Here is a 23,436-nt window from a genome sequence, read left to right as displayed (position 1 = left end):
CAGACAATAAAAACTCCGTAGACAAGGCCATCCTAACAGGAAAGATCTAATGTCTGTTAGACAGCATATCGTTGCTGCGGAATGTGATGAATGTCAATAAGTTGTATAACGCGGTCAGCAGTTGATAAAACAGTCCCCAATAAAGAAAAAATGCCTTACTATCTCTGGTAGAAGTAAGAAAAATCAGGCGCAGCGCTCCTTTCTGCTGGAATATTTGGGCTATTCAAAGCGAAGCATTTTGTAACTATGAATTCAATCTTCTATCTTGAACGTAATTTTACTCACGGTGACAGGACGTACACAGAGACAGAGTTGCTGGCTGCATCAACGCACATTGTTGTGTTAGCAGAACCCGGTGGCGGGAAAACAGAGCTGATGAAAAGTATCGCTCAGAAACTGAACACTTCTGTCTTAAATGCCAGCGTATTCGCTTACGTGGGAGCAGATAAAGAAAATAGCCCACTGGTAATTGATGCCGTTGATGAGGTCGCTAGGATCGATCAATCAGGTATTCATAAACTCCTTGCGCTAGCCAGAACATCAAAGCCAACTCGCGTAATCATGTCGAGCAGGTCAAGCGAATGGGGGCTGGCCTCTACCGGTATTTTTGAGAAATTTCTTGGTTTCTCCCCTATGATTGTCAGGCTGAGAGAATTCGATCAAAACGAACAACACGCCATCTTTAAGTACCATGCGCCAGAAGAAGACTTCTTTACATTCCAGACCGAAGTAACACAGTTTAGTTTAGAAATGTTGTTACCAAACCCTCAGTTTCTGAAAATGTTCACCGATGCCTACTTAGAAAGTGGCAGGCGATTTGCTGACAAACGTTCAATCTTTGCTTTAGCGGTCGAACGACTGGCTAAGGAAGTCAACCCAGATATGCCGAAAGCCTCTATACCTCTTTCAGTTGCACAGAAGATTTCATTTTCTGCCGAGGTTTATGTCAAACTTCTGTTGTCGGGCGCAGAGGGAGTCAGCACCATCGACGCGACGGCAAGCCGGATGTATCCCATGCTGCCAGCATTATTTAGCGGCAGTACTGCCTGTTACGACATATTGTCAACTCAGCTTTTCAAACCCGGCGATAAGGAAGATCAGCACCGCCCGGTTCATAAGATCGTCGCTGAATACTGCGCAGCGGATTATCTTATTAAACGAATAACCGACCCAGGGGATGTTCTCACTTTAACAAAGTGCTTGTCTGTTATTGCACCGAACGGTACTGCCAGGGATGAGTTGAGAGGTCTGCTCGGATGGATGGCAGCATTGGGCAACAAGTCAGTACAGGAATCCATTATTGAGCTTGACGCCTATACGGTTCTCGCAAACGGCGATCCATCACAACTTGAACGCTCATCGAAACGACAACTTCTTCATCGACTCAAAGAGATTGAAGCCGCAGACCCCTACTTTCGTCGGAGCGATTTCTGGCGTCGGTTCAGCGCGGCTGGTTTTTTCACGCAAGACGTTATTGAAGAAATAAAGCCTCTTTTAACGATGGGTAATGATGGTCATTTACGTGATTTAATTTTAGAGCTTCTGACAGACTCACCGGTAAACTGTCAGTTGACGCCTGAATTAAGTCTGCTTACCTTAAACCCTAACGAGTCTAAACACATTCGTACCTTAGCAAGCAAATGCTTACTAAATGTCAAAGAATACGATTTCATTGGCGCTTTAGCCATTTTGATTTTTGAGGCCAGTAATATTTCACTCAATATTGCAGCTAAAGCCATCGAAGTCACAGGGCCAGAAAAATTTAACCACACATATCTCTCTGGATTCTTACGCGTCTGTGCGAACCTCTACCCTGCTCACGAAGAACAATTTGAAAGAGTGGTCGGCTCTCGTTATTTTATTAAAAAGCTCATTTCCTGTTTTTCACAGCATACTCTCGAATCTCTTCTGGATGAGCTAACCCATAACCTTCATTGCCACTGTGGGAAAAAATCCTATGAATGTAATTGTCGCAATGGGATAAGCAAGATCGTCGGTTCAATGGTCGATCGCTATTTTGAACTGACTCAAGCACCGTTTGACCCTGTCAGGATCTGGCAATGGATAGGTAATCTCAATTTTCATCGCCAATGCCAACCCGATCAAAGCAAATCGGTACAGGTGCTTCGGGAAAATGACACACTTCGTCAGGAGATCATTTCTTATATATTCGGGCCATTAACGGATCGTAAAGAAATATTCAACATAAGAGTAGAAAAATTCGACGGACACCTGCACTCACATTCAGGCCTTCATTTATGGAGGAATGACTATAAATTCATCCTCAATCTGGCGTTTGAAACAGATAACGTTGACCTGTGGGCAAGTTTTCTTGTCAACCATCAACGTTACAAAAACAAGGAAGAATATGGCCCTGATGATTTGCGGACACAAATGCGTCAGCACGCCCTTTCCAAACCCGCATTTATGCGCGAATGGGCCCGATACAACAATGCAATGAAATTATCCGAACAGGAGCACCAGTTATGGAGATTCAGACATAGCCGAAGCAGGAAACGCCATGAAAAAAAACAACGAGAGATTCACGCTGAAAACATAAAATTTGTTAATGAAAACAGAGATGTTGTAGAACGTGGTCGTCACTGGAGTTGTCTGGTGCGTTTTGCAGAACTTGTGCTCATGCATCCAGAAAGAATTGAATTAGAATTTGGTGACGAGAAACTGGTTCGGACTGCGTTAAGAAATTGTCTGGATTTTATTACTCCCGTGGTTCCCACCCTACCCGAACTAGCGGCTCTACAATGTGAATCTAAGCACAGGTATTCTGAGACAGTTTTATATGCAGCCTGTCTGGAGATTTTACGTGCAGAAGGCAATCTTGAATGCGTCAATACCGAATTGCTTACAGCATTAAGAACCAACATTCACATGGGATATGACTCAGTTTCGACGGAAGAAAGTGACGCTCTACAGACTGAAATAGACCGCCTCATTTTTCCTGATAGTGAAAGTGCTGAAAAATATCTCCAGCAATACGTTGAACCCCAACTCGCTCAACCATGCCCTAACCCTGAAATCTGGATGTTAAGTGGAGAAGAGGTCTTTCGTGATTCACGCGCTAAACTTTCTATTGAATGGCTTCATCGTTTTACTGATTTATCCCTTAACTCAGTAGATACACTTTTTGAAATTGCTGCTCAATACGGCGATCGTGAGGATTTAAAAGAGATTATTGCAGAGCGGTGCTCAGATATGATGTCAGGTTGGCCCAATCCGACAGAAGATGAGGATTTTGAACGCAAGCGAATATTCTGGCTGATACGGGAGTTCTACTTTCTCGAGAGCATTACAGCTACTTATTGGGCATGGTTAAAATCTGCAAAAAATAACTTACTGCATTTTTATGAGCGTTCTGACCGCATGAGCCGAAGCGAGCATCGTGCCTGGCCGGAACTGACCTCAGTTAAAATTGAAGCCATTTTAGACGCTTTCTTTGAACAATGGCCGCGTGTTGAACTGCCAAGTAGTTGGGACAGCGATAGTCCTGAAGAGGAAAAAGCCTACCGCTTTTTGACTGATTTAATTTGGTCAATTGAATCAGATATTCCTGACAATGCAATACCTGTACTAGGCCGCCTTCTTGCCGATCCACGTTTCACGAGCCAGAATAAAGGGCTGCAAAGTATATATGCTGGTCAGCTCAGGAAAAAAGCACTCAGGGATTTTGAACCACCTACGCCAGATGAAATAGTCCAACATCTGGATTGTGATTCAGTGGTTACTGTTGAAAGCCTGCGTCAGTTAGTTCTTCAGGAGCTTCATGATTTCCAGAAAGCGATTGATGGCGGGGAGTTTAACTCGGCAGATCGCTTCTATGAAAAAAATAAACGCCTTGATGAGGTAAAGTCTACGGAGATCATTGCTGAACGTCTCAATTTAAGACTCGAACCTCAGGGCATATCGATAACACCTGAGCATCAGTTGAAAGGTCAAAACAGGAGTGACTTCACGGCATCTAAGTTGATTGGTGGAAAAAGACGGCTGCTGGTTACGGAAGTTAAAGGCCAGTGGCACAGAGAGTTATATTCGGCCGCGTCATCCCAACTCTATGACCGTTATTCTATCCACCCAGATGCCGAGCAGCAGGGTATTTTTCTTGTTATATGGTTTGGAGAGAGTGAGACCGTTGCAGGCCGCAAGCTCCACGGCATCAAAACCGCTCAGGAACTTAAAATCAGTATTGAAGCAGTGTTACCGGTTGATCTCCGTGGTTTAATCGATGTTTTGGTTTTAGATGTTTCACGACAGAATAAACATTAGAATTAGTAACATAGCCCCTACTTTGAATTTCTTGAGGGTGTTTTAAGTAATACACTATAAAAGAACTCAACAGTATTGTTACATCGAACATAAATATCCGATATCACCTCAGGTGTGATAGCAGGCATTTACCACCGAGAGATTAACAAAAATTTGTGGTCATTCTGGTGGTCTTGACAGGAAAGCAATTCTGATTTAGCTTGCTTATTAGCCAGTTACAGACAAAGGCGATCCCAGTCAGAGGAGCCATATTTAGAGAAGCCCGCTCAGGGAAACCCGAGCGGGCTTTTTGCTTTCTGCCGCCGTCAAAAGCTGCGTTTCGCCACCAGATAGGCGCCCGCCACCAGCAGCAGGGCGCCGAACAGCGCCGGCAGATTCTCTCGCAGCGCCGCCGGGCCGGCGCGGTAGACGTCCACCAGCAGCCCCATGCACAGCTGGCTGGCGACCAGGATCGAGATGGTGGCCGCCGCGCCCAGTTTTTGGTAGCCCAGGATGCCGGCAAACACGAACAGCGATCCCAACAGCCCCGGCAGCAGCATCCACCACCTGGCGGCGCCGGTCACTTCCGCCACCGCGCCGAGGCCGTTTTTGGCCAGTAGCAACCCCACCAGCAGCAGCAAACCGACGCTGGAGTTGATCACCAGCGTGATAAGGATGGTCGAGACGCTTTCGGTAATGCGCACCATCAGCAGATTCTGCACCACCAGCCCCATTCCCGCCGCGATCAGCAGCAATAGCATATTCATCGCCCTGTCTCCAGGATCAGCGCGCCGGCGGCGCCGTTCGCTCGTCGAGCGTCAGTTGCAGGAAAGTCAGATCCAGCCATTGGCCAAATTTGGCGCCCACCTGCTCCATGCGCCCCACCTCGCGGAACCCGAGCGCCAGATGCAGCTTAATCGAGGCCTGATTGCCGGATTCGATACCGGCCACCATCACGTGCTTGCCGATCTCCCGCGCCCGTGCGATCAGGGCTATCAACAGCGCTTTGCCAATCCCTTCACCGCGATGCGCCTGATGGACATACACCGAGTGTTCTACGGTATGGCGATAGCCGTCCCAGGCGCGCCAGTCGCCGAACGACGCGTAGCCGATCGCCTCGTCCGCGCCGTTCACCGCCACCAGCACCGGGTAGCCCGCCGCCTGCCGTTCGCCGATCCACGCCGCGCGGTTGGCCGCATCCACGGTTTGTTCATTCCAGATGGCGGTGCTGTTCAACACCGCGTCGTTATAGATGGCGGCAATCGCCGCGCTATCGTTGAGCGTCGCATTTCGTATAATCATGGTTTACCCCGGCCAATTGTCCACTATAATACTACGATATGAATATTAAATTAGACAATCTAAATCAGCTGATCGGCGCACGCATTCGCCTTGAACGCGAGGCGCGCCACTGGTCGCTGTCCGATCTGGCCGAGCAGGCAGGCGTCTCACGGGCGATGGTTCATAAGATCGAGCGCGGCGAGAGCAGCCCGACGGCGATGCTGCTGGCCAGGCTGGCGGGGGCGTTCGGCCTCAGCATGTCCAAGCTGATCGCCCGGGCGGAAACGCAGGAAGGCCGGCTGCTGCGCCGGGAAGATCAGCCGGTCTGGGTCGATCCGGAGAGCGGCTACGTGCGGCGCCACGTGTCGCCGCGCACCGATCTGCCGCTCGATCTGGTGCGTATCGAACTGCCGGCCGGCGCGACGATCCCGATGCCGGCTTCGGTGTATGCCTTTAAGCGCCAGCTGATCTGGGTCTTATCCGGCGAGTTGGTCTTTGTGGAAGGTGACGCGCGCCATGACATGGCCGAGGGAGACTGTCTGGAGCTCGGCCCACCGGCGGACTGCCGCTTTGAAAACCAGAGCGATCAACCGTGCATGTATATGGTGGCGGTGCTGAGCGCCGCCTGATGCCCCGCCCGCGCTAGCCCTGCGTCGGCCGGTTATAGCCGGCGCGGAAAAACTTCTCCGCCAGCCGGCTGTCGCCGCCGGAAAAAAACTCGCTCATCGGCTCGCTGCCGAGGCCATAGGCGCGGCTCAGTTGCCCGGCTTCGAACGCCGCCCGATTCTCGTCGCCGCAGCGCTGCGCTAAATGGTGCGCATAGCCGAGCACAAAGCCGCGCTTGTAGTCGGAGCAAAAGCGCGACAGCTCCGTCTCCGGCTTCAGGTTCTCCGCCTTTAGCCCCGCCAACAGCCCTTTGCCAAAATGGTCACCCACGGTTTCCTCCTCATTACGCCATCGCTATATAACAAAATATACAGCGAATGAGCGAACGAGAACATACTCCCTAAGTTTTACTCGCCGCATAAAAAAGGCCCGCCAAGCGGGCCTGAGGGTAAGCGGGCAATCACAGCGTGAAATTCAGCCCTTCGCTGACGGTTTTGCCCAGCGGCAGGCGGCCCGACGGCGCCTCTTTTTCCTGCAGGAAATCTGGCAGGCGGGCCTTGTCGCCCGGTTTGCCGATCGCCACCATGGCGTGCACCGCATAGTCGTCCGGCAGCTGCAGCGCCGCTTTGATCTTGTCGTGGTGAATGCCGCTCATGCAGTGGGTCAGCCAGCCTTTCAGGTGCGCCTGATGCGCCAGGCTGGCCCAGGCGGCGCCGGTATCGAACGCGTGGGTCGGGTTGTCCACCAGCCGTTCGCCGTTCAGGCTGGTGGTTTTGGAGACGATCACCACCAGCGCCGAGGCATGCTGCGCCCAGCCGCGGTTGAAGTCGATCAGGAATTCCAAGTAGTTCTCCCAGCTGTCGGAACCGTGCTTGCTGTAGGCAAAGCGCCATGGCTGAATGTTGTAGGCCGAAGGCGACCAGCGCGCCGCTTCAAAAAAGCTCAGCAGCGTTTGATCGTCGATGGCGTCGTTGGCCATCGCGCGCGGCGACCAGCGTTCGATAAATTGCGCATCAATCGGATAATCGGAAGTTCTTGGCTGGCTCATGATAGGTTCTCGCAGTGAAGTAAAAACAAAAGTTCGCTGATATTCCCACAGCTTAGGACGATAAAACTTTTATTTCGTGCCATTGCCCTGCGGCAGTTCCTGCTGCAGCCAGGCGAGAAACGCCCTGACCGGCGGATGCCGCTCGCGCCCCGGCGCGCACAGCACGCTGTACGCGGCGCCCGGTACGCGCACCTCCGGCCGGTACGCCACCAGCAGACCGTTGTCCACCATATCGGACACCATCACCGAGCTGGCGAGCACCATCCCCTGCCCGGCCACCGCCGCCTGCAGGGCGTAATGCTCCTCGTGATAGCTGCGCATCGCCGCATGGCGCTGCCACCAGTCCACGCCGGCGGCCAGGCACCAGTCGCGCCAGCCGCTGTCGTACAGCGCCGAATCCCCCCATTTGACGGTGATCAGCACCGGGTTTTCCGGCTCGGCGGCGGCCAGCCCCGGCGCCGCGTAGACGCCAAAGCTTTCCTCCAGCCGCGCCGTCTGATGCAGCGCGGGATACTGCGCGCGGCTGTAGCGCACCGCCACGTCCACGCTGGCGTCCTGCTGCAGATCGATCACCTCGGCGCAGGCCTCCAGGCGCACCAGATAGTGCGGGTAGGTCTGGTAGAAACGCCCCAGGCGCGGCACCAGCCACAGCGCCGCGAAAGAGTGCGTGACCGAGACGCACAGCGATCCGGTGCTGGGCTGCGGCCGCAGGCCCTCGAGCGTGGCGGCAACGTCCAGCAGCGCGCCGTGCACCCCGGCAAACAGCGTTTCGCCTTTCGGCGTCAGCCGCACGCCGCGCGGCACCCGCTCGAACAGCGCAAACCCCAACTGCTGTTCCAGCGCTTTGATCTGGTGCGAAATCGCCGTCGGCGTCACCGCCAGCTCGGCCGCCGCCAGCTTGAAGCTGCGCAGGCGAGCGGCAGATTCAAAGGTGCGTAATGCGTTGACGGGCAGCGTTGCGAACATGGCGAAACCTCTAGAGATGAGTTGAGCTCATCCTGGCAGAAAAGCCGTCATTTGTCGCCTGCCAATACTTGTTTCTAGAGTAGGACTGAATTCACTTCATACCGAGGAATATGACATGAATACAACTCATCAATCCAAACGTCTGGTGGTGCTGGTCGGCAGCCCGCGCCGCGACGGCAACAGCGCCACGCTGGCGCAGGCGATCATGGCGGGCGCCGCCGAAGCCGGCACGTCCGCCAGCCTGCATTTTCTCGATGATTACCTGAGCGGTTTTCTGAGCGATGAACGCCACACGCCGCCACCGGCCGATCGCTACGCCGAGCTGTTTCTGGAGCACTTCCTGCCGGCCGACGGCGCGGTATTCTGCACGCCGATTTACTGGTACGGCATGTCGGCGCAAACCAAGGCCTTTTTCGATCGCTCGTTCAGCTTCTATTCCAATGCCTACCCTCAGGCGGAACAGGTGCACCAACGCATGAGCGGCAAACGCATCGGGCTGGCGGTGGCGTCGGAAGAGACCTACCCCGGCGCGGCGCTGGGCATCGTGCATCAGCTCCAGGAATTCAGCCGCTACACCCATTCCTCGTTCGTCGGCGTGGTGCACGGCGCCGGCAATCAGCGCGGCGAGATCGCCCGCGATCCGCGCAACCCGCTGCAGGCCGCCCGCGAGTTGGGGCGCGAGTTTTTCACTCGCCCCTATTCGGATTATCAGATGGACAGCCCGCGCAGCACGCAGGTGTGGGAGGAGTAAGCGCGGCGCCCGGAGGCAATTGCAAGCATAACGTTAGCATCTGTCGCAATCTGTTGCGGGCCATTGGCCCGCCGTTGCCGCGCTTGTATGATACGACGCGGCGCCAGACGGTGGCCGCCGATCTCAAGCGGAAGCGAACTGCAATGTCTAAACAGTGGAAAATAACGGCGGCCAACGCCGGGCTGCGTCTCTATACCCGCATCGCGGGCAATTTCCGGCCCGTAGCAAGCTTCGATCCGCAGCAATCCTTTGAGCGCATCGTGATTTTCTCCACCAGCGCCCTCGGCGATCTGATGTTCAACACGCCCGCCATTCGCGCACTGTGCGAACGCTATCCCGACGCGCAAATCACGCTGGTCTCCAGCCATAAAAACCGGCAGCTGGTCGAAGGCAGCCCCTGCTTTCATGACGTGATTTACTGGGACCACAAGGCCAAAGACATGTTGGGCGTTATCCGGCGCCTGCGAAAAAACCGGCCTCAGCTGGCGGTCATCCTGCACTCGAAGGCGCCTTACGATGTACTGGTCGCCATCGCCGCCGGCTGCCAATACCTGTTCAAAGACATTTATGGCAACAAACCGAGCGGCATGGAGCGCTGGCTGACCGGCGTCAGCCGCAGCACCGGCGGCCATTTGATTCAGCGCAAGCTGGATATGATGGGGCAATTGGGCTGCCGCACCGATAACCCGGCGATGTTCATTCCCGTCGCTTTCCCTGCGCGCGCCAAACCGGCGGGCAAGATCCTGATCGGCTTTCAGATGGGCGCTTCCGAAACGCTGCGCCGCTGGCCGGTCGACCACTTTGTTCAGTTGGCGCAACGGCTGCTGGCGCACTCTCCCGACTGTCAGATCGAGTTGATTGGCAGCAAGGCGGAGCACAGCCTCGAGCGGGAGTTTATGGCGGGTTTGAGCGAGGCGCAGCAACAGCGGGTAGTAAGCCATATCGGCGCGACCACGCTACCGCAACTGCTGGCGACGATCGCCAATCTGCAGGTACTGGTGACCGGCGATACCGGCCCGCTCCACCTCGCCGTGGCGTTGAAAACCGCCACCGTCAGCCTGTTCGTCACCGCTAACCCGCGGCATACCGGCCCCTATCAGGACAGCGAACGGCATCAGGTGATGCACGTGCCGGTTGACAGCGCCGCGCTGAGTGCCGCTGAGCGACGCCAACCGCTCAGCATCATCGCGGCGGAACAGGTGCTGGAGAAGACGCTGGCGGCGCTGCCGTCCGCACAGTCCCGATCCGTTTAGGCTGCGACAGCAGCAACGCCAGCGGCAGCCAAAACAGGTACCAAAACTCCGCCGGATTGGCGATCACAAACATGCCCTGCGAACTGTAAAATACCAGCATAAACAGAAACAGGCCCGCCTCCCAACGCCGCCCTGCGCGCCAGTGCGCGATGGCGAGCCGCGCGCCGTATCCCAGCAGCGCCAGCAACAACAGGAAACCCACGCAGCCGCCCTTCAGCAACGCGCCAAGGTACAGGCTGTGCGTGGTGTGGTTCAGCTCGCCGGTGTAATTGAGAAAGTTGAGCTGCTTATCAAAGCCGTAGCCGAAGAACGGCGCCTGTTCGATCAGCGCCAAGCTGTGGCGCCAGATGCTGATGCGAACAAAGCTCTGTTGATACAGCTCGCCAAAACGCGTAAGCAACATTTCGCCGATCGCGCTGTAAACGACGGCGAGAACCACAGCCAGCGCGCCGGGCAACAGAAACCACAGCCATCGTCCCGGCCGGTGTCGATAAGGCATCGCCACCACCACCGCGAACGCCAGCGCGATCAGCGGGCCGCGGCTTTGCGTCAGCACCATGAACGCCAGCAGCGGCGGGATAAAGCACAGCGCCGCTTTTTGCCCGGTATCGCGGAAGATCATCAGGCTCAACAAAATGGCGATGGCGGCGTAACCGGCCAGATCGATCACGTTGCTCGGCCCCGGATTGCGGGCGGTGGTTTCCCGCAGATGATAAATCGACGGGGCGTCGACCAGCGTCAGATACAGGCACAGCGCCGTTATGCCGGCCAGCATCGCCCACTGCAGTTGATGACGCCGCTCACCGTCTAGCAGCGTCACCAGCCAGGCGAGATAGAGCAGGATATAGGCGCTGTGGGTCAGGGCCGACTGCATGTCACCCGGCGTCTCGCCCCACAGCGCGCTGAGGGAATAATAAAGCAAAAACATCAGCGCCAGCCCGCCGCCCCAACGCGCCTGGCGATTGATCCACAGCTGCCGCCGCAGCGGCGGCCAGGTGAACACGGCAGCCAGCCACAGCAGCGCTGCCAGATGAAACAGGTTGTTGACGCGGGTCTGCCCGCAAAAGATCGCGCTTAAAAATGCGAAGGCTAAAAACAGCGCGCTGCCGAGGCGATAACACCGCTCAGGCTTGCTGAAAGTAAACATTGCCGTCCACCTTCTCGAAGATATCGCTGCCGATAGCGCTGTGCGGGGAAAGGTTTTTTATCGCGATCTGCTGTTTTTGCATGACCGCGCCGGCATGCCGAAAAGCGGGGATCACCAGCGACTCCACTTTGTCCGACAGGAACGTCGGTAACCGATCCTGCTCCGTTTCGTAAAAGCGCGGCTGGTGGAAGTTGTTCATGTCCAACCCGGCGATAAACAGCTGCCTGAAGCCGAGATAGGCGATGATTTGCAGCGCCCAATAGGCCACGGTGCCGGCATCGAAAATACCACAGCGGATATCCTGGCTGAAGCCGAGCGTGCGGTTCGCGATGCAAAACTCCACGCCGTTTTCCCTGCAGTAGTGATCCCACAGCGCGCCGCTGTCGATCCGGGGACGGTAAATCTTGCAGGCCGCGTCTTCGACAATCGCCAATCGGCAGCCGATCGCCGCCTGTCCAAAACGATCGAGAATGCGCGCCACGCCGTGCACGGTGGTGAACAGCGTCAGCGCCGGCCGTTGAATGACATCGCGCACGATCTCCGGGCGGTTATCGATAAACCCCATGTCCACGATGACGTAGAAGTGAAAATCCACCTGCCGATGCAGGCAATAGGCGCCGTTGACCCCGATCGCGGGCATGGCGGGAATATTTTCGAAGCGCAGCGCCTTCACCGACGGGCCGGTAGCCGTCAACAACGCCGGCCCCCGGCAACTGTTGCGCAGTTCGCTCAGCGGGACGATCGGCACCGGCCGGTGCTTGTACCATAAGGCGGCGATTTCACCGCCCTCGCCGCGCGCAATCTTCACGTAGGGCCAGAGGTTTTCGTTATGCCGATAAGGGCGCGCGTGGGAATAGCGGTAGATCTGCTTAAAAAAAGAGCCCATGGTGGCGATGTCCTGTCCAGAGTGCGTGACGATACCTACAGAGGCATCTTTCTGTATGCTCAGAATTTAAAAACGTGTCAGCACTGGCCAGGCCGCACAGCGAGTATCTAAATATTCGTTTAGTGAGGCAATTTTTGTAATTTGAATTATTAGTCAGCGTATCGGCAAGAAATGTGTCGAAGTGTTATTTGAATGAGGAACTGTTGCCGTGCGTAAAAATACCGTGAATGGCGGCAGCGCCGCCGCTTGGCATTGATGGGGTTTTGTTATAACGTATCACAACTTCAGCCAAAGGAAGACGACGATGAAAATCCAGCTGTCGCTGCTGTTTCTCTGCCTGCTGGCCGGCAAGGCCGCGGCGTTTCAGTCGAAAGTGCCCGAACCGCGCCCGGAACAGGCGCGCGCGGCGGAACAAAACATCGAAAATCTGTTTTACGGCTTTCACGCCATGGACGCCCAGCCGGTGAACATCGGCAGCTGCGCGGCTGTGCCGGTGGCGGGATGCCAATGCGCGTTCTGCACCCAGCTGCGGCAGGCCGGGCGCTGAGCCGCCCCCCTTATTCAATTCAACTCAGCGCATACTGCACGATCAGCTGCCCCTTCTTCATCTTTACGCCGGTGATAGCAATCGCGCCCACCTCGCCCAGCGCGGCGACATGGGTGCCGCCGCAGCCGTAGGCGGGCAGTTCGCCGAAACCGACCTGGCGCATCCCGTCCACCGCCTGTTGGCGGCGCGGCAGATCGGCGGCGATCAAGCGCGCCAGCTCCGCCTGCAAAAAGTCCGCTTCTATCGTCTGCGCATCCGGCCCTGGCGCGAACGTGATGCGCCCCTCTCCCGGCCAATGATGCGCCTTGACCGGCCGCCACCCCCGGCTTTCGCCCAGCCAGCCGATCAGATGCCCGCCGGAGTGCCAGCGGGCGTGCAGGCGGCGCTGCGCCTCATCGACTTGCAGCGTGACCGGCCCGAGCGGCAGCGGCGCGGCGGTAAAGTGCAGCACGGTATCCCCCTGCTGCTGCACCCGCAGCACGGCGACGCCGCCTAACGTCCCCACGTCGGACGGCTGGCCGCCGCCCTGTGGGTGGAACAGCGTGGCGTCCAGCTCTACGGCGTAGGCGCCCGCCTCGGCCGGCGCGCAGCTCAACACCTGCGCCTGGCCCTGTACATCGTCGCTGTAGTAATAACGTCGTTCGGTCATCATTTTTCTCCTCGGTTCGAAGAGCCATTATATTCATGTCATAATCGATGGATAATCCGCCGTCATCACAATGGACCTTTGCGTCATGAGCACAAATTTTTCTTACGCGCTGTTGCCCGAAATGGCCATTTTCGTTCAGGTGGTAGAGAGCGGCAGCTTTTCCGCCGCCGCCCGCAAGCTGGATACTTCGCCTTCCGCCGTCAGCCGCAGCGTGGCAAGGCTCGAACAGGCGCTGGCGCTGCAGCTGTTGCACCGCACCACCCGCAAACTTCGGCTGAGCGAAAGCGGCGAAGAGGCGTATGCGCACTGCCGCACCCTGCTGGCGGCGGCCGACGCGGTTATGGCGATCGGCGGGCGCGGCGCCGCGGAGCCCGAAGGATTGGTCAGCGTCAGCGTGCCCAAGGCGGTAGGCCGCTTCGTGCTGCATCCGCACATGCCGGAGTTCCTGCGCCGCTACCCGAAGGTGGACGTGCGGCTGCGGCTGGAAGATCGCTACATGGATCTGATCGACGATCGGGTCGATCTGGCGCTGCGCATTACCGATCGCCCATCGCCCGGGTTGATCGGCCGCCAGTTGATGAGAATAGACCATCTGCTGTGCGCCACGCCGCACTACCTGGCGCAGTACGGCACGCCGCAGCACCCGCACGATCTGGCGGCGCACAGCTGCATCTATCTGGGTGAAACGCCGAGCGACGCGCAATGGAAATTCCGCCGCAGCGGCAAAACGGTGACGGTCAACGTGCGCGGCCGCTACGCCGCCAACCACACCGGCGTGCGGCTGGACGCGGTGAAACAGCATATCGGCATCGGCAGCCTGCCGTATTTTACCGCCCGCCAGGCGCTCGATGACGGCGAGATCGTGCAGGTATTACCGGCGTGGGATTTCCTCAGCAGCTATCACGGCGGCCTGTGGTTGCTTTACGCGCCTAACCAGTATCTACCGCCCAAACTGCGGGTGTTTATCGACTATCTCGTCGCCTGCCTGGCGCAGGAGCCGCAGCTAAAGCGCCTTGCGTAGCGTGATGTTGATGCGGTGCGGCCCCACCAGCGAGTGGTAGCCTTCCTTGACCGGCAGGATGCCGTGAAAACAGAGCCGCGATGGACCGCCCCACACCACCACGTCACCGTGCGCCAGCGGGATGCGCCGCGCCCGGTCGCTGCGTTGCAGGCCGCCGAACTGAAATACCGCCGGCAGCCCGAGCGACACTGAAACGATGGGTGCGCCGAAGTCGTGCTCGTCTTTATCCTGATGCAGCGACAGCTTGCTGCCCGGATCGTAGCGGTTCATCAGGCAGGAATCCGGCACGAAGGGGCCGAAGCCCGCCTGCTGCGCGGCTTCGTCCGCCAGCGCCATCAGGATGGGGGGAATGGCCGGCCAGCGTTTGCCGCTGCGCGCGTCGCGTTCCGAATAGCGGTAACCGCGGCTGTCGCTGGTCCAGCCGTTGCCGCACCAGCTCATCGCCACCGACATCACGTGCCCGCCGGGCGTGGTCAAATGCCGCCACGGCACCTGGGCGACGACGCCCTGCACCGCCGCCAGCAGTTCCGGCCCGTGATCGCGCACGAAGCCGTGCATCACCACCGCGCCGGGGGCGATTTCTTCGCGCCACGGCGGCGGCAGCGCGTCTTCAAAAAGATCGATTGTCATCGCCAAAGCCTGTATGAATACACAGTATTCATTGTAACCCGCCGCCGCCGATTGTCCAGCGCCCGGCAACGCCATTGTCGTTGGCGGCAAATTTCTCTACAGTAGCCGCCATAAAATCAATCACTCACCAGGAATGCGTGTGATTAAGGGCATCACTCTTTCGGTCGTCGCCTCCATCTTGTTCGGCGCGATGTATTACTTCACCTCTACCCTCACCCCGCTGAACGGCGAGCAGGTCTACGGCTGGCGCACGCTGCTGACGCTGCCGTTCCTGACGCTGTTCATGGCGCTGTCCGGCGATTGGCGCAAAGTGGGCGACACGCTGGGCTGGATCGGCCAACGGCCGCAGCGTCTGCTGGGCCTGCTGCTCACCTCGGCGCTGCTGGGGGTGCAGCTGTGGTTATTCCTGTGGGCGCCGCTGCACGGCAAGGCGCTCGACGTGTCGCTCGGCTATTTTCTGCTGCCGCTGACCATGGTGCTGGCGGGCCGTTTGATCTACCGCGATCGGCTGTCGCTGCTGCAAAAGCTGGCGGTGGCGTGCGCCATGGTGGGGGTAGGCAATGAGCTGTATCAGGCGGGCGGCGTCTCGTGGCCGACGCTGGTGGTGGCGCTGGGCTATCCGCTCTACTTTATTTTGCGGCGGCGTTTCGGCACCGACAATCTCGGCGGGCTGTGGTGCGAGCTGGCGCTGATGCTGCCAGCGGCGGCCTGGTTCGCCTTCGGCGACGGCGGCGCAGCGGCGTTGCCGATCAATACCGAGCTGTATTGGCGCATTCCGCTGCTCGGCGTCATCAGCGCCGTGGCGCTGGTGTGTTACATCCTCGCCAGCCGCCTGCTGCCGTTCAGCCTGTTCGGCCTGCTGAGCTATGTGGAACCGGTGCTGCTGGTGATCGTCGCGCTGCTGCTCGGCGAGAGCATCGGCCAAAGCGAATGGCCAACCTATCTGGCGATCTGGCTGGCGGTGCTGCTGCTGGCGGCGGAAGGTGCGCAGCACCTGCTGCGCCGCCAGCGGGTCTGACTCAGGCGGCCAGCGTGGCGCCGCCGTCGATCACGATATCCTGCATAGTGATGTGGCTGGCCAAATCGGAGGCCAGGAACAACACCGCATTGGCGATTTCGTCCGGGCGGGCGATTTTGCCGAGCGGGATCCCCAGCTTGAACATCTCGGGGAAACCGGCGATGGTGCGTTGCTGCGCATCGTCGGTCTGCCACATGCCGCGCTGCATCGGCGTGTCGGTCGAGCCCGGCGACACCAGATTGCAGCGCACGCCGAACGGCGCCATCTCCAGCCCCACGCAGTGGTTCAGGCTGGTCAGCGCCGCCTTGGAGGCGCAGTAGGCCGCCATCTGCGTGCGCGGCACGTGCGCGGCGTTGGAGCCGATGCTGACGATCGCCCCGCTGCGCTGCGCCTTGAAGTGCGGCAGCACGGCGCGGAACAGGTAAAACGCCCCCGAGGCGTTGACGTTGATGCACTGATGCCAGTCATCCACGCTCAAATCTTCGGTATTGCCCATGCGCAGAATGCCGGCGGCGTTGACCAACACGTCCAGTTTTGGGTTCTCCGCCAGCTGTTGGCGGCACACCGCCTCCACCTGCTCCGGCCGGCTGATGTCCAGCGTCACGCAGGGGTAAGGCAGATCCGGGTTGGCGAACTCGCGGTCAAATCCCACCACCTCGGCGCCCTGCGTCAAAAAATGCCGGGCGATCTGCTCGCCGATGCCGCGCGCCGCGCCGGTCACCCACACGCGTTTGCCGGTGAAATCCATCTGAATGCTCATGCGCGCACCGCCATCCGGGCGCACAGCCGGGTCATGTTGTTGTTCATCGTTGTCTCCTGCGAAAGCGTATGACGCGGCGCGCACTGCGCCGCAAAGAGGCCTACAGCGCGCCGCTGTTCAGGCCGAAAGCGTTGAGCATTGTGCCCAGTTTGGCGGCGGTTTCCATCCACTCGGCCTGCGGCGTCGAGGCGGCGACGATGCCCGCGCCGGCGAACAGCCGCACCCGGTTGCCGCGCAGCAGGCCGCTGCGGATGACGATCGCCCACTCGCCGTCGCCGTTGGCGTCGCACCAGCCGACAATGCCGCTGAACAGGCCGCGATCGTGCGGTTCCAGATCGGCGATCAGTTGGCGGGCGCTCTCGGTCGGGAAGCCGCACAGCGCCGGCGTCGGATGCAGCAGGCAGGCCAGCTGCATCACATTGAGATTCGGGTTCAGCAATTCGCCGCGAATGCGGGTGGACAGGTGCCACATGGTGCCGGTGCTGAGCAGCGACGGGCCGCTGGGCACGCTCAGGCTGGCGCACAGCGGCGCCAGGTGACGGCGAATGTCGTCGATCACCAGCTTGTGTTCGTATTTGTCTTTGGTCGAGCGCATCAGGCGCTCGCTGCCGAGGCGATCCTGCTGCGGATCGTCCTGACGGCGCGCCGAGCCCGCCAGTGGATTGGTGTGGATCTCGCCGCCCTGCTTGCGGATCAGCAGCTCCGGGCTGGCGCCGATCAGCACGCCGCCATCGGCCAGCGGCAGGGAAAAGTGGTAACCGGTCGGGTTCTGCACCATCAGGTTATTGAGGATCTGGTGGCCCGCCACCGGCTGCTCCAGCTCAATGTCGAGGATGCGCGACAGCACCGCCTTGTCCAGCTTGCCTTGTTTAAAGCGGCTGACCGCTTCCGCCACCGCGTGCTTGAAGCGCGGCTCGTCCGGAATGCTGGTGCAGGCGGCCAGGCGATGCGGCTGTTGCAGCATCGGGCGCGCGGCGCGGGTAAAGCTGTCGTTGGCGACAAACTGGCAGTTTTCAGGCACGTACAGGCTGGAAGGCCGGCGCGTATCGAACGGAATGGCGCCCACCACCACCGGCGTCTCCTGGCCGGCGGCTTTGGCGCGCGCCAGCGCCTGGCGGATATGCTGCGCCAGCGCGCTGCCTTCCTGCTCGCCGCCGAACGCCGGCGTCTCGATACGCTCGAACACGCCATCGGCGGAGAGGGAACGGAATTCGGACCGGTACAAAAAGGTCGATTGTTCGGCGTACACAAACCCGGGGAAGGTTTGGTTTTCTGTCGTCAGTGTCGCCACAAGACCACTCCTTTGTTGCGCCTTACCAATGATAATGTTTATGCGAATAATTATCATTAGCTGTAAAAGGAGGATAAATTACACCGGATCCCCAGCGTGGGTCAATCTCCGATGAATGAATCTTTCCGCCCGCCGCGGCAAACCTGCGTTACGGCAAATAAAGAAATAACACACTGTTATTATTGGATTTTAGCAAAAGATAAAAGTCGTGACATCGTCACCTTTACGCCAAAAACGCCCGCTAAACCGGCGACCGGCGGGGCAATTTGGCGTCAGCGTCTTAAGCAACGTTAATACAAACGTCTGCCGCTGCGCATCCACGGCGACCATGCGCGCATCGAGAAAATCGAAGTAACAGCGCACCTGCGGATACAGCGCCTTGAACAGGCTCTCTTTGGCGGAAAACGTCAGCGTCAGCAGTTCATTGAACGGCAGCGCCTCGCGCAGCAACGCCTCGCGCTCCGCCGGGGAAACGATCGCCCCCCACAGCTCCTCCGCCCGCACGTCGGAGAGCAGCGTCTCCACATCCAACCCAACGCCGCCCAGCCCGCGCTCGCGGTGCACGGCGCACAGCGCGGTATCCGAATTATGGCTCAGCGCCCCGGCGATGCCCGGCGGCCACTGCGGCGCGCGATCTTCGCCGCGCGCCAGGGTGAAGTCGGCAAAACCGAGCGGCGCCAACAGCTGCCGCGCCAGAACACGCCCGGCCAGATACTCCGCGCGGCGCTTCGGCACCGCGCGCGCCAGATGATCCGGCAGTGCAAAACCCGCCTCGGGAAAACTGTCGTCGCGATACTCCGCCAGCGTAAAATGGCAGCGCGCCACCTGGCCCGGATAGCCGTCCGGCGTGAAAAATTCGATATTGCGGATAAAAGTGGGCAACGGCGGTATCCATGATAAACAGGCAGGCTGATGATGTTAGCCCCCGAAACGGCCTGCAACAATGACCCTGGGCAAAATAAATGGCGTTAACGCCTGCACGGCGGCGCGTTAGCCGGGATGGGGAGAGGCCTCTCCCCCGCGCTCGGGAGAGAGGCTGGGCATTACAAGATGCCTTTCATGGTCTTTTCGAAATCGCTCCAGGCGCAGAAGCCGTCCTTGTCGATCGGGCAGCCTTTCAGCGCCAGCGTCACGCGCTGCGGCGGGGTTTGCAGCGTCAGCGGCGTCGCCTTGCGCAGTTGCTCAGTGGACTGATAGACGTACTCGATCTTCAGCAATTCACGGTCGTTCTGCGCGTCGCGCCAGCGCTGGAACACCAGTTTGCCGCCGATCGGCGTTTTCTCGTATTGCTGCGGCAGCTGATACGGCTGGAACTGCATGGCCGACAGCAACGAGGCAATATTGGAATCGTGGCCGACCAGCACCGTCAGCTTCGGCGCGTCCGGTTTGCGCTCGCCGAGCAGCGCGTTGTTGATGTAGGTCAGCAGCGGCTTGGCGACGTTCTGCGCCACCACCGGCGAGGTGAACAGCGAGTCCTGATAGCCGTCTTTCAGCTGCGCCAGCTGCTGCCACTGATGCGGGGTGGCGATTTTGCCCCAGGCCACCTCTTTCATCGGGAATCCTTCGTAGTACTGCAGCATAAAGGCGTCCACCAGCGAGTTGCCCACCCGCAGCGGGCCGGAGACGCCCGGCTCTTTGCCCGGCACCGCGCTCATCACGCTGGCTTCTTTGCTCAGGTCGCAGTGTTTGTCGGTCTTGCAGGCGGCGGAATCCTTGTAGTCGATGATCTTCGCCAGCTGTTGGTAAGAGGCGGCCAGCTTCAGCGATCCCAGCGCGGCGTTCATCGCCGCCAGCGCCTGCTGGTTGAAGGCTTCGCTGGTGTCGGTGATGATCGGGTTGAAGGTCGGATCCATCTCGCCCATCTTGTCCTGATGGTGCACGCCGACGTCGCAGCCGGGGAACGCGCCGTTGCTGAAGAACTGCGCGGTGGCCACCGTGCGCTGCAGGCTGTTGGCGTAGACGTACACGCTGCCGTCGGTCGGGCAGCCTTCTTGCGGCAACAGGCCGGTCTGCTTCAGCCAGGCGTTGAAGTAGTGCCCCATATACACTTCCAGCACCCCGCCCTTGGTGGTCAGCTGGCCGCCCGGCGTTTCCCAGGCCGGCCAGGCCTTCGGCGTGGACTGCGCCAGCACGCTGCCGTTGTTGGCCAGCGGCGCACGCAGGTTATGGCGGCTCATCACCAGCACCTGTTCCAGCTGATAACCGCCGGCTTCCGCCAGCGCGTTCCCGGTGAATAGCAAAGGCAGGCACAGCAATAACGTTTTTTTTCTCATCCGCAGAGGCTCCCGGAAAATGATTATTTTTAAGGTGTTAGCGTTTGCCCGAGTATGATGGCGGGGTTAGTGTGACAAGTGTGTGACAGGGTTCACGGGAAAAGATCGTAACCGCGGCCACCGGGCGGTGGCCGCGTGGCTTCAACTCAGTACCACAGGCTCATGATCGGCCAGCCGATCAGCAGCAGCGCGGCAATGTACACTACGCCGAGAATGCCGCCCAGGCGCCAGTAGTCTTTCGACTTCACGTAGCCGCAGCCGTAGATGATCACCCCCGGCCCGGTGGCGTACGGCGTCAGCACGCCCATGATGCCGATCGACAGCACCAGCAGCATCGACAGCTGCTCCATCGGCACGCCCGGCAGCCCTTTACCGACCGCCAGGATCACTGGCAGCATGGTGGCGGTGTGCGCCGACAGGCTGGCGAACAGGTAGTGGGCGAAGTAGAACACCAGCACCAGCGCCACCACCGTCATGTTCGGCGAGAAGCCGTCCAGGTGGGTGCTCATGGTCTGGGCGAACCAGTCGATAAAGCCGGAGCGCGTCAGGCCGTTGGCCATCACCACCAGCGTCGCCAGGTTAACCAGCGTGTTCCAGGCGCTGGAGTATTTGGTGATCTCTTTCCACGACACCACGTGCAGCGCCAGCATCAGCGACACCGCCAGCAGGCACACCGCGGTGGCGTCCAGCACTTTGCCGCCGAACACCCACAGGCACAGGCTGAGCAGCACCAGGCCGATCAGGGTGTATTCCTTGCGCGTCAGCTTGCCCATTTCCCCCAGCGCGGTATCCGCCCAGGCGGCCACTTCGCTGCTGTGGGTCACGCCCGGTTTGTACAGGTAGTAGGAGATCAGCGGCGCAACGATCAGCAGCAGCAGGCCGACCGGCAGGAACGCCAGGAACCACTGCATCCAGCTGATGTGCACCCCGGCGATCTTGCCGACGAACTCGATGCCCAGCACGTTCGGCGCGGCGCCGGTGACGAACATCGAGGAGCTGATGCTGGTGCCGACCACCATCATCCACATCAGGTAACCGCCGATGCGGCGTGAAGAGGGATCGTTGGGGAAAGAATCGAACAGCGGCGGCAGGTTTTTCACCACCGGGAATACCGTGCCGCCGGTGCGCGCGGTGTTGGACGGCGTGAACGGCGCCAGCAGGATATCGATGATCACCACCGCATAGCCCAGCGTCAGCGTGCGCTTGCCCATGAACTTCACCAGGAACAGTGCGATGCGCCGCCCCAGCCCGGTGGCCTCGTAGCCCAGCGCGAAGATAAAGGCGCCGAACACCAGCCAGACGGTGGTGCTGGAGAAGCCCGCCAGCCCCCATTTCAGCGCCTCTTTACCGGCCTTGAAGCCCGGCTCCGCCAGTTCCTGCGCGCCGAACAGCACCCAGTTGGCGCTGAGCACGCTGACGGTCACCGCGATAAAGCTGATGGCGGTGGCCGGGATCGGCTCCAGAATCATGCCGACGATCATCGCCACAAAGATGGCGAAGTAGTGCCAGGCCTGCGGCGGCATGCCGTCGGGCACCGGTATCAATAACAGGATCGCGAGCACCGCCAGCGGCGCTATCGCTTTCCAGATCTTTTCCTGGGTTTGGGACATAGGGACTCTCCTGAAGGCTTGGTTATTATTCTTGGGCACCCAGCTGCGCCAGCAGCCAGGTCACTATCAACAGGTCGGCGCTGCCGCCGGGGCTGAGGTTGCGGGCGATGCAGTCGGCATCGAAGCGCCGCAGGCGCGCCAGACCCGCCTCCCCCGCCGAGCCGCCCTGCGCCAGCAGCAATGCCGCCCGGCGCCGCAGCCAGCGCAGCCCTTGCAGGCCGCCGCGCGAGGCGACGTTGGTGTCGTCGTTGTGAGCCATCAGCCACAGCAGGCTGTCCAGCAGCGCCCGCTGTTCGTCGCCGCCGGCGGCCAGCCGTTGCCGATACAGCGGCAGCGCGCCGTCAAGCACCAGCCGGAAACCGGCCTCCGCCTCGCCGCGCGCGCCGCTCAGCCCGTGCGCGGCGAACAGCCGCTGGCCGGCGGTCTGCCCGGCGTTGTTGCGCCGCAGCTCGCGATCCACCAGCCCCCGACACATCGCCGCCACCTCGGCGCACAGCGCTTCGGCGCCGATGGCGCGCCCCTGCTGCTGCAGGCGGCCGAAGGCGGTGCACAGCAACCCGAGCGAGAACACGCTGCCCTTGTGGGTGTTAATGCCGCCGGTGGCGCGAAACATCTGGTTTTCGCAGGCCAGGCCGAGCGGCCGCAGCCGCGCCAGCTGCTGCTCTGCCGGCAAAGTGGCGTCTTCGCGCCCGCGTTGGATAAAGCGCGGCAGCCACACGCCGATGGCGCGAGCGCTGCGATAGAAGTGCCCGAGATCCATGTCGCGGTGGGCGCCGGTGTTATGGCGATCCACCAGCCCCGGCTTGGGCGTGAGGTTGACCTCCACCAGCAGCGCGCGGAAAGCGGCGCGGGCGAAGTCGCAGGCCGGTTCGGCACGGTGGGCGGGCAGGTTAATCGGCAGAGATCGCATCGTTGAACATCCTTTCCATTTCATGCAGCAGATGCTCGCTGCTGTGCCGCCGCTGGCGGGCGCAGATCTTGGCCGGTTGGCCGCACAGCAGGCAGCGCCGTTCCGGCAGGCCGATGTCGCGGCGCGACAAAATGCGCCCCTGCGTATCCAGCACGTCGATATCCCACAGCCGGCCGATCGGGCGGCTCACCTCCAGCTGCATGGCGCAGTCCTTCACCCGCTGGGCATCGGCGCGCAGCGCGACAAACCCTTCGCAGCCGGTGGAGAGCGCCAGCGCCTCGGCCTGCGGGCTGGGCCAGCCCTGTTCGGCGCACAGCCGCAGCAGCGCCGCCCACCCGAGGTTGAAGATGCCGCGCGTCAGCGCGCTGTCCTTCACCGGGCCGGGCACCACTAGCGTCAGCACCAGCAGCGTGCACTGGTGCTGCGCCAGCCACGCCTGCTGGCGCGCCTGACGGCATTCGCGGCTGGTGAGCAACTCCGGCAGGCTGACCGCACGTTCGGCAGCCAGTTGGGGATCGACGGCGGCCAT

Annotated in this window: 23 protein-coding genes; 7 read left to right on the top strand and 16 right to left on the bottom strand. The window is 59.7% G+C overall.

Features of this window, described 5'->3' with window-relative positions:
* Window positions 1-246: 246 nt before the first annotated feature.
* Window positions 247-4,281 (top strand): hypothetical protein, encoded by a 4,035-nt coding sequence (locus ACJ8HN_RS02020; RefSeq protein ID WP_442522981.1) that lies wholly within the window; start codon window positions 247-249, stop codon window positions 4,279-4,281.
* A gap of 305 nt (window positions 4,282-4,586) precedes the next feature.
* Here ACJ8HN_RS02020 and ACJ8HN_RS02015 read toward each other — a convergent pair whose 3' ends face one another.
* Together ACJ8HN_RS02015 and ACJ8HN_RS02010 are read right to left on the bottom strand one after the other, a co-directional pair.
* The gene (locus ACJ8HN_RS02015) at window positions 4,587-5,027 is read right to left on the bottom strand and encodes a DMT family transporter (protein WP_043143187.1); all 441 of its coding nucleotides are present in this window, start codon (window positions 5,025-5,027) and stop codon (window positions 4,587-4,589) included.
* 16 nt (window positions 5,028-5,043) lie between these two features.
* A complete protein-coding gene (locus ACJ8HN_RS02010) occupies window positions 5,044-5,562 on the bottom strand; it encodes a GNAT family N-acetyltransferase (RefSeq protein WP_033654908.1) in 519 nt (172 codons plus the stop codon).
* Between the two features lie 38 nt (window positions 5,563-5,600).
* Here ACJ8HN_RS02010 and ACJ8HN_RS02005 point away from each other — a divergent pair, with 38 nt between their 5' ends.
* Entirely contained in the window at window positions 5,601-6,170 is a 570-nt protein-coding gene (locus ACJ8HN_RS02005) for a helix-turn-helix domain-containing protein (RefSeq protein WP_342180531.1), read from the top strand.
* A 13-nt stretch (window positions 6,171-6,183) separates the two neighbouring features.
* Here ACJ8HN_RS02005 and ACJ8HN_RS02000 read toward each other — a convergent pair whose 3' ends face one another.
* The 3 genes from ACJ8HN_RS02000 to ACJ8HN_RS01990 all read right to left on the bottom strand — a co-directional run bounded on the left by ACJ8HN_RS02000 (window position 6,184) and on the right by ACJ8HN_RS01990 (window position 8,161).
* Window positions 6,184-6,477, bottom strand: a complete 294-nt coding sequence (locus tag ACJ8HN_RS02000; RefSeq protein WP_038878018.1) for a DUF2623 family protein — start codon at window positions 6,475-6,477, stop codon at window positions 6,184-6,186.
* A 130-nt stretch (window positions 6,478-6,607) separates the two neighbouring features.
* Window positions 6,608-7,195 carry a nitroreductase family protein gene (locus tag ACJ8HN_RS01995; protein WP_033635168.1) on the bottom strand — a complete coding sequence of 196 codons (588 nt, stop codon included), beginning with the start codon at window positions 7,193-7,195 and terminating at the stop codon, window positions 6,608-6,610.
* A gap of 69 nt (window positions 7,196-7,264) precedes the next feature.
* The gene (locus ACJ8HN_RS01990) at window positions 7,265-8,161 is read right to left on the bottom strand and encodes a LysR substrate-binding domain-containing protein (RefSeq protein WP_193169392.1); all 897 of its coding nucleotides are present in this window, start codon (window positions 8,159-8,161) and stop codon (window positions 7,265-7,267) included.
* A gap of 115 nt (window positions 8,162-8,276) precedes the next feature.
* On the opposite strand from ACJ8HN_RS01990, the gene ACJ8HN_RS01985 reads away from it, so the two are divergent.
* Both ACJ8HN_RS01985 and ACJ8HN_RS01980 read left to right on the top strand, forming a co-directional pair.
* A complete protein-coding gene (locus tag ACJ8HN_RS01985; protein ID WP_101427115.1) occupies window positions 8,277-8,912 on the top strand; it encodes a flavodoxin family protein in 636 nt (211 codons plus the stop codon).
* 143 nt (window positions 8,913-9,055) lie between these two features.
* A complete protein-coding gene (locus ACJ8HN_RS01980; protein ID WP_033647916.1) occupies window positions 9,056-10,165 on the top strand; it encodes a glycosyltransferase family 9 protein in 1,110 nt (369 codons plus the stop codon).
* On the opposite strand, the gene ACJ8HN_RS01975 is transcribed toward ACJ8HN_RS01980, so the two are convergent.
* Both ACJ8HN_RS01975 and ACJ8HN_RS01970 read right to left on the bottom strand, forming a co-directional pair.
* The gene (locus tag ACJ8HN_RS01975) at window positions 10,095-11,312 is read right to left on the bottom strand and encodes an O-antigen ligase family protein (RefSeq protein ID WP_193169393.1); all 1,218 of its coding nucleotides are present in this window, start codon (window positions 11,310-11,312) and stop codon (window positions 10,095-10,097) included. The two genes, ACJ8HN_RS01980 and ACJ8HN_RS01975, sit on opposite strands and share 71 nt — an antisense overlap.
* A complete protein-coding gene (locus ACJ8HN_RS01970; RefSeq protein WP_060421735.1) occupies window positions 11,290-12,198 on the bottom strand; it encodes a hypothetical protein in 909 nt (302 codons plus the stop codon). Before ACJ8HN_RS01970 ends, ACJ8HN_RS01975 begins: the two co-directional genes overlap by 23 nt.
* Before the next feature lie 304 nt (window positions 12,199-12,502).
* Here ACJ8HN_RS01970 and ACJ8HN_RS01965 point away from each other — a divergent pair, with 304 nt between their 5' ends.
* The gene (locus ACJ8HN_RS01965; protein ID WP_033635174.1) at window positions 12,503-12,745 is read left to right on the top strand and encodes a hypothetical protein; all 243 of its coding nucleotides are present in this window, start codon (window positions 12,503-12,505) and stop codon (window positions 12,743-12,745) included.
* 19 nt (window positions 12,746-12,764) lie between these two features.
* On the opposite strand, the gene ACJ8HN_RS01960 is transcribed toward ACJ8HN_RS01965, so the two are convergent.
* Entirely contained in the window at window positions 12,765-13,394 is a 630-nt protein-coding gene (locus tag ACJ8HN_RS01960; protein ID WP_442523538.1) for an alanyl-tRNA editing protein, read from the bottom strand.
* 85 nt (window positions 13,395-13,479) lie between these two features.
* Between ACJ8HN_RS01960 and ACJ8HN_RS01955 the strand changes: the two genes are divergently transcribed.
* On the top strand, window positions 13,480-14,415 hold the full coding sequence (locus tag ACJ8HN_RS01955) for a LysR family transcriptional regulator (protein WP_442522980.1): 936 nt from the start codon (window positions 13,480-13,482) through the stop codon (window positions 14,413-14,415).
* On the opposite strand, the gene alkB is transcribed toward ACJ8HN_RS01955, so the two are convergent.
* Window positions 14,398-15,045 carry a DNA oxidative demethylase AlkB gene (alkB, locus tag ACJ8HN_RS01950; RefSeq protein ID WP_033635177.1) on the bottom strand — a complete coding sequence of 216 codons (648 nt, stop codon included), beginning with the start codon at window positions 15,043-15,045 and terminating at the stop codon, window positions 14,398-14,400. The genes ACJ8HN_RS01955 and alkB overlap by 18 nt on opposite strands.
* Before the next feature lie 139 nt (window positions 15,046-15,184).
* Between alkB and rarD the strand changes: the two genes are divergently transcribed.
* The gene (gene rarD, locus ACJ8HN_RS01945; RefSeq protein WP_060421744.1) at window positions 15,185-16,063 is read left to right on the top strand and encodes an EamA family transporter RarD; all 879 of its coding nucleotides are present in this window, start codon (window positions 15,185-15,187) and stop codon (window positions 16,061-16,063) included.
* Between the two features lies 1 nt (window position 16,064).
* Here the strand turns inward: rarD and dhbA are convergent, their stop codons facing one another.
* From dhbA to citX, 7 genes are all read right to left on the bottom strand, one after another.
* Entirely contained in the window at window positions 16,065-16,823 is a 759-nt protein-coding gene (gene dhbA, locus ACJ8HN_RS01940; protein WP_033638538.1) for a 2,3-dihydro-2,3-dihydroxybenzoate dehydrogenase, read from the bottom strand.
* Window positions 16,824-16,923: 100 nt separating this feature from the next.
* Window positions 16,924-18,114: an isochorismate synthase gene (locus ACJ8HN_RS01935; protein ID WP_033635179.1), complete on the bottom strand. Its 1,191-nt coding sequence runs from the start codon at window positions 18,112-18,114 to the stop codon at window positions 16,924-16,926.
* A 189-nt stretch (window positions 18,115-18,303) separates the two neighbouring features.
* Entirely contained in the window at window positions 18,304-18,996 is a 693-nt protein-coding gene (locus ACJ8HN_RS01930; RefSeq protein ID WP_080437593.1) for a 4'-phosphopantetheinyl transferase family protein, read from the bottom strand.
* Window positions 18,997-19,157: 161 nt separating this feature from the next.
* Complete coding sequence (agp, locus tag ACJ8HN_RS01925) at window positions 19,158-20,387, bottom strand: bifunctional glucose-1-phosphatase/inositol phosphatase (protein ID WP_060422485.1); 1,230 nt, start codon at window positions 20,385-20,387, stop codon at window positions 19,158-19,160.
* 146 nt (window positions 20,388-20,533) lie between these two features.
* Window positions 20,534-21,997, bottom strand: a complete 1,464-nt coding sequence (locus tag ACJ8HN_RS01920; RefSeq protein ID WP_033635183.1) for an anion permease — start codon at window positions 21,995-21,997, stop codon at window positions 20,534-20,536.
* 25 nt (window positions 21,998-22,022) lie between these two features.
* Window positions 22,023-22,907, bottom strand: coding sequence for a triphosphoribosyl-dephospho-CoA synthase CitG (citG, locus tag ACJ8HN_RS01915; protein WP_193146418.1), 885 nt, complete (start codon window positions 22,905-22,907; stop codon window positions 22,023-22,025).
* The gene (gene citX / locus ACJ8HN_RS01910; protein WP_442522979.1) at window positions 22,888-23,436 is read right to left on the bottom strand and encodes a citrate lyase holo-[acyl-carrier protein] synthase; all 549 of its coding nucleotides are present in this window, start codon (window positions 23,434-23,436) and stop codon (window positions 22,888-22,890) included. The genes citG and citX overlap by 20 nt, the downstream gene beginning before the upstream one ends.

The sequence above is a fragment of the Serratia sp. CY29653 genome (assembly GCF_052169255.1).
In the GTDB taxonomy this organism is placed as follows: domain Bacteria; phylum Pseudomonadota; class Gammaproteobacteria; order Enterobacterales; family Enterobacteriaceae; genus Serratia; species Serratia sarumanii.
This window is presented reverse-complemented; position numbering and strand designations above follow the sequence as displayed.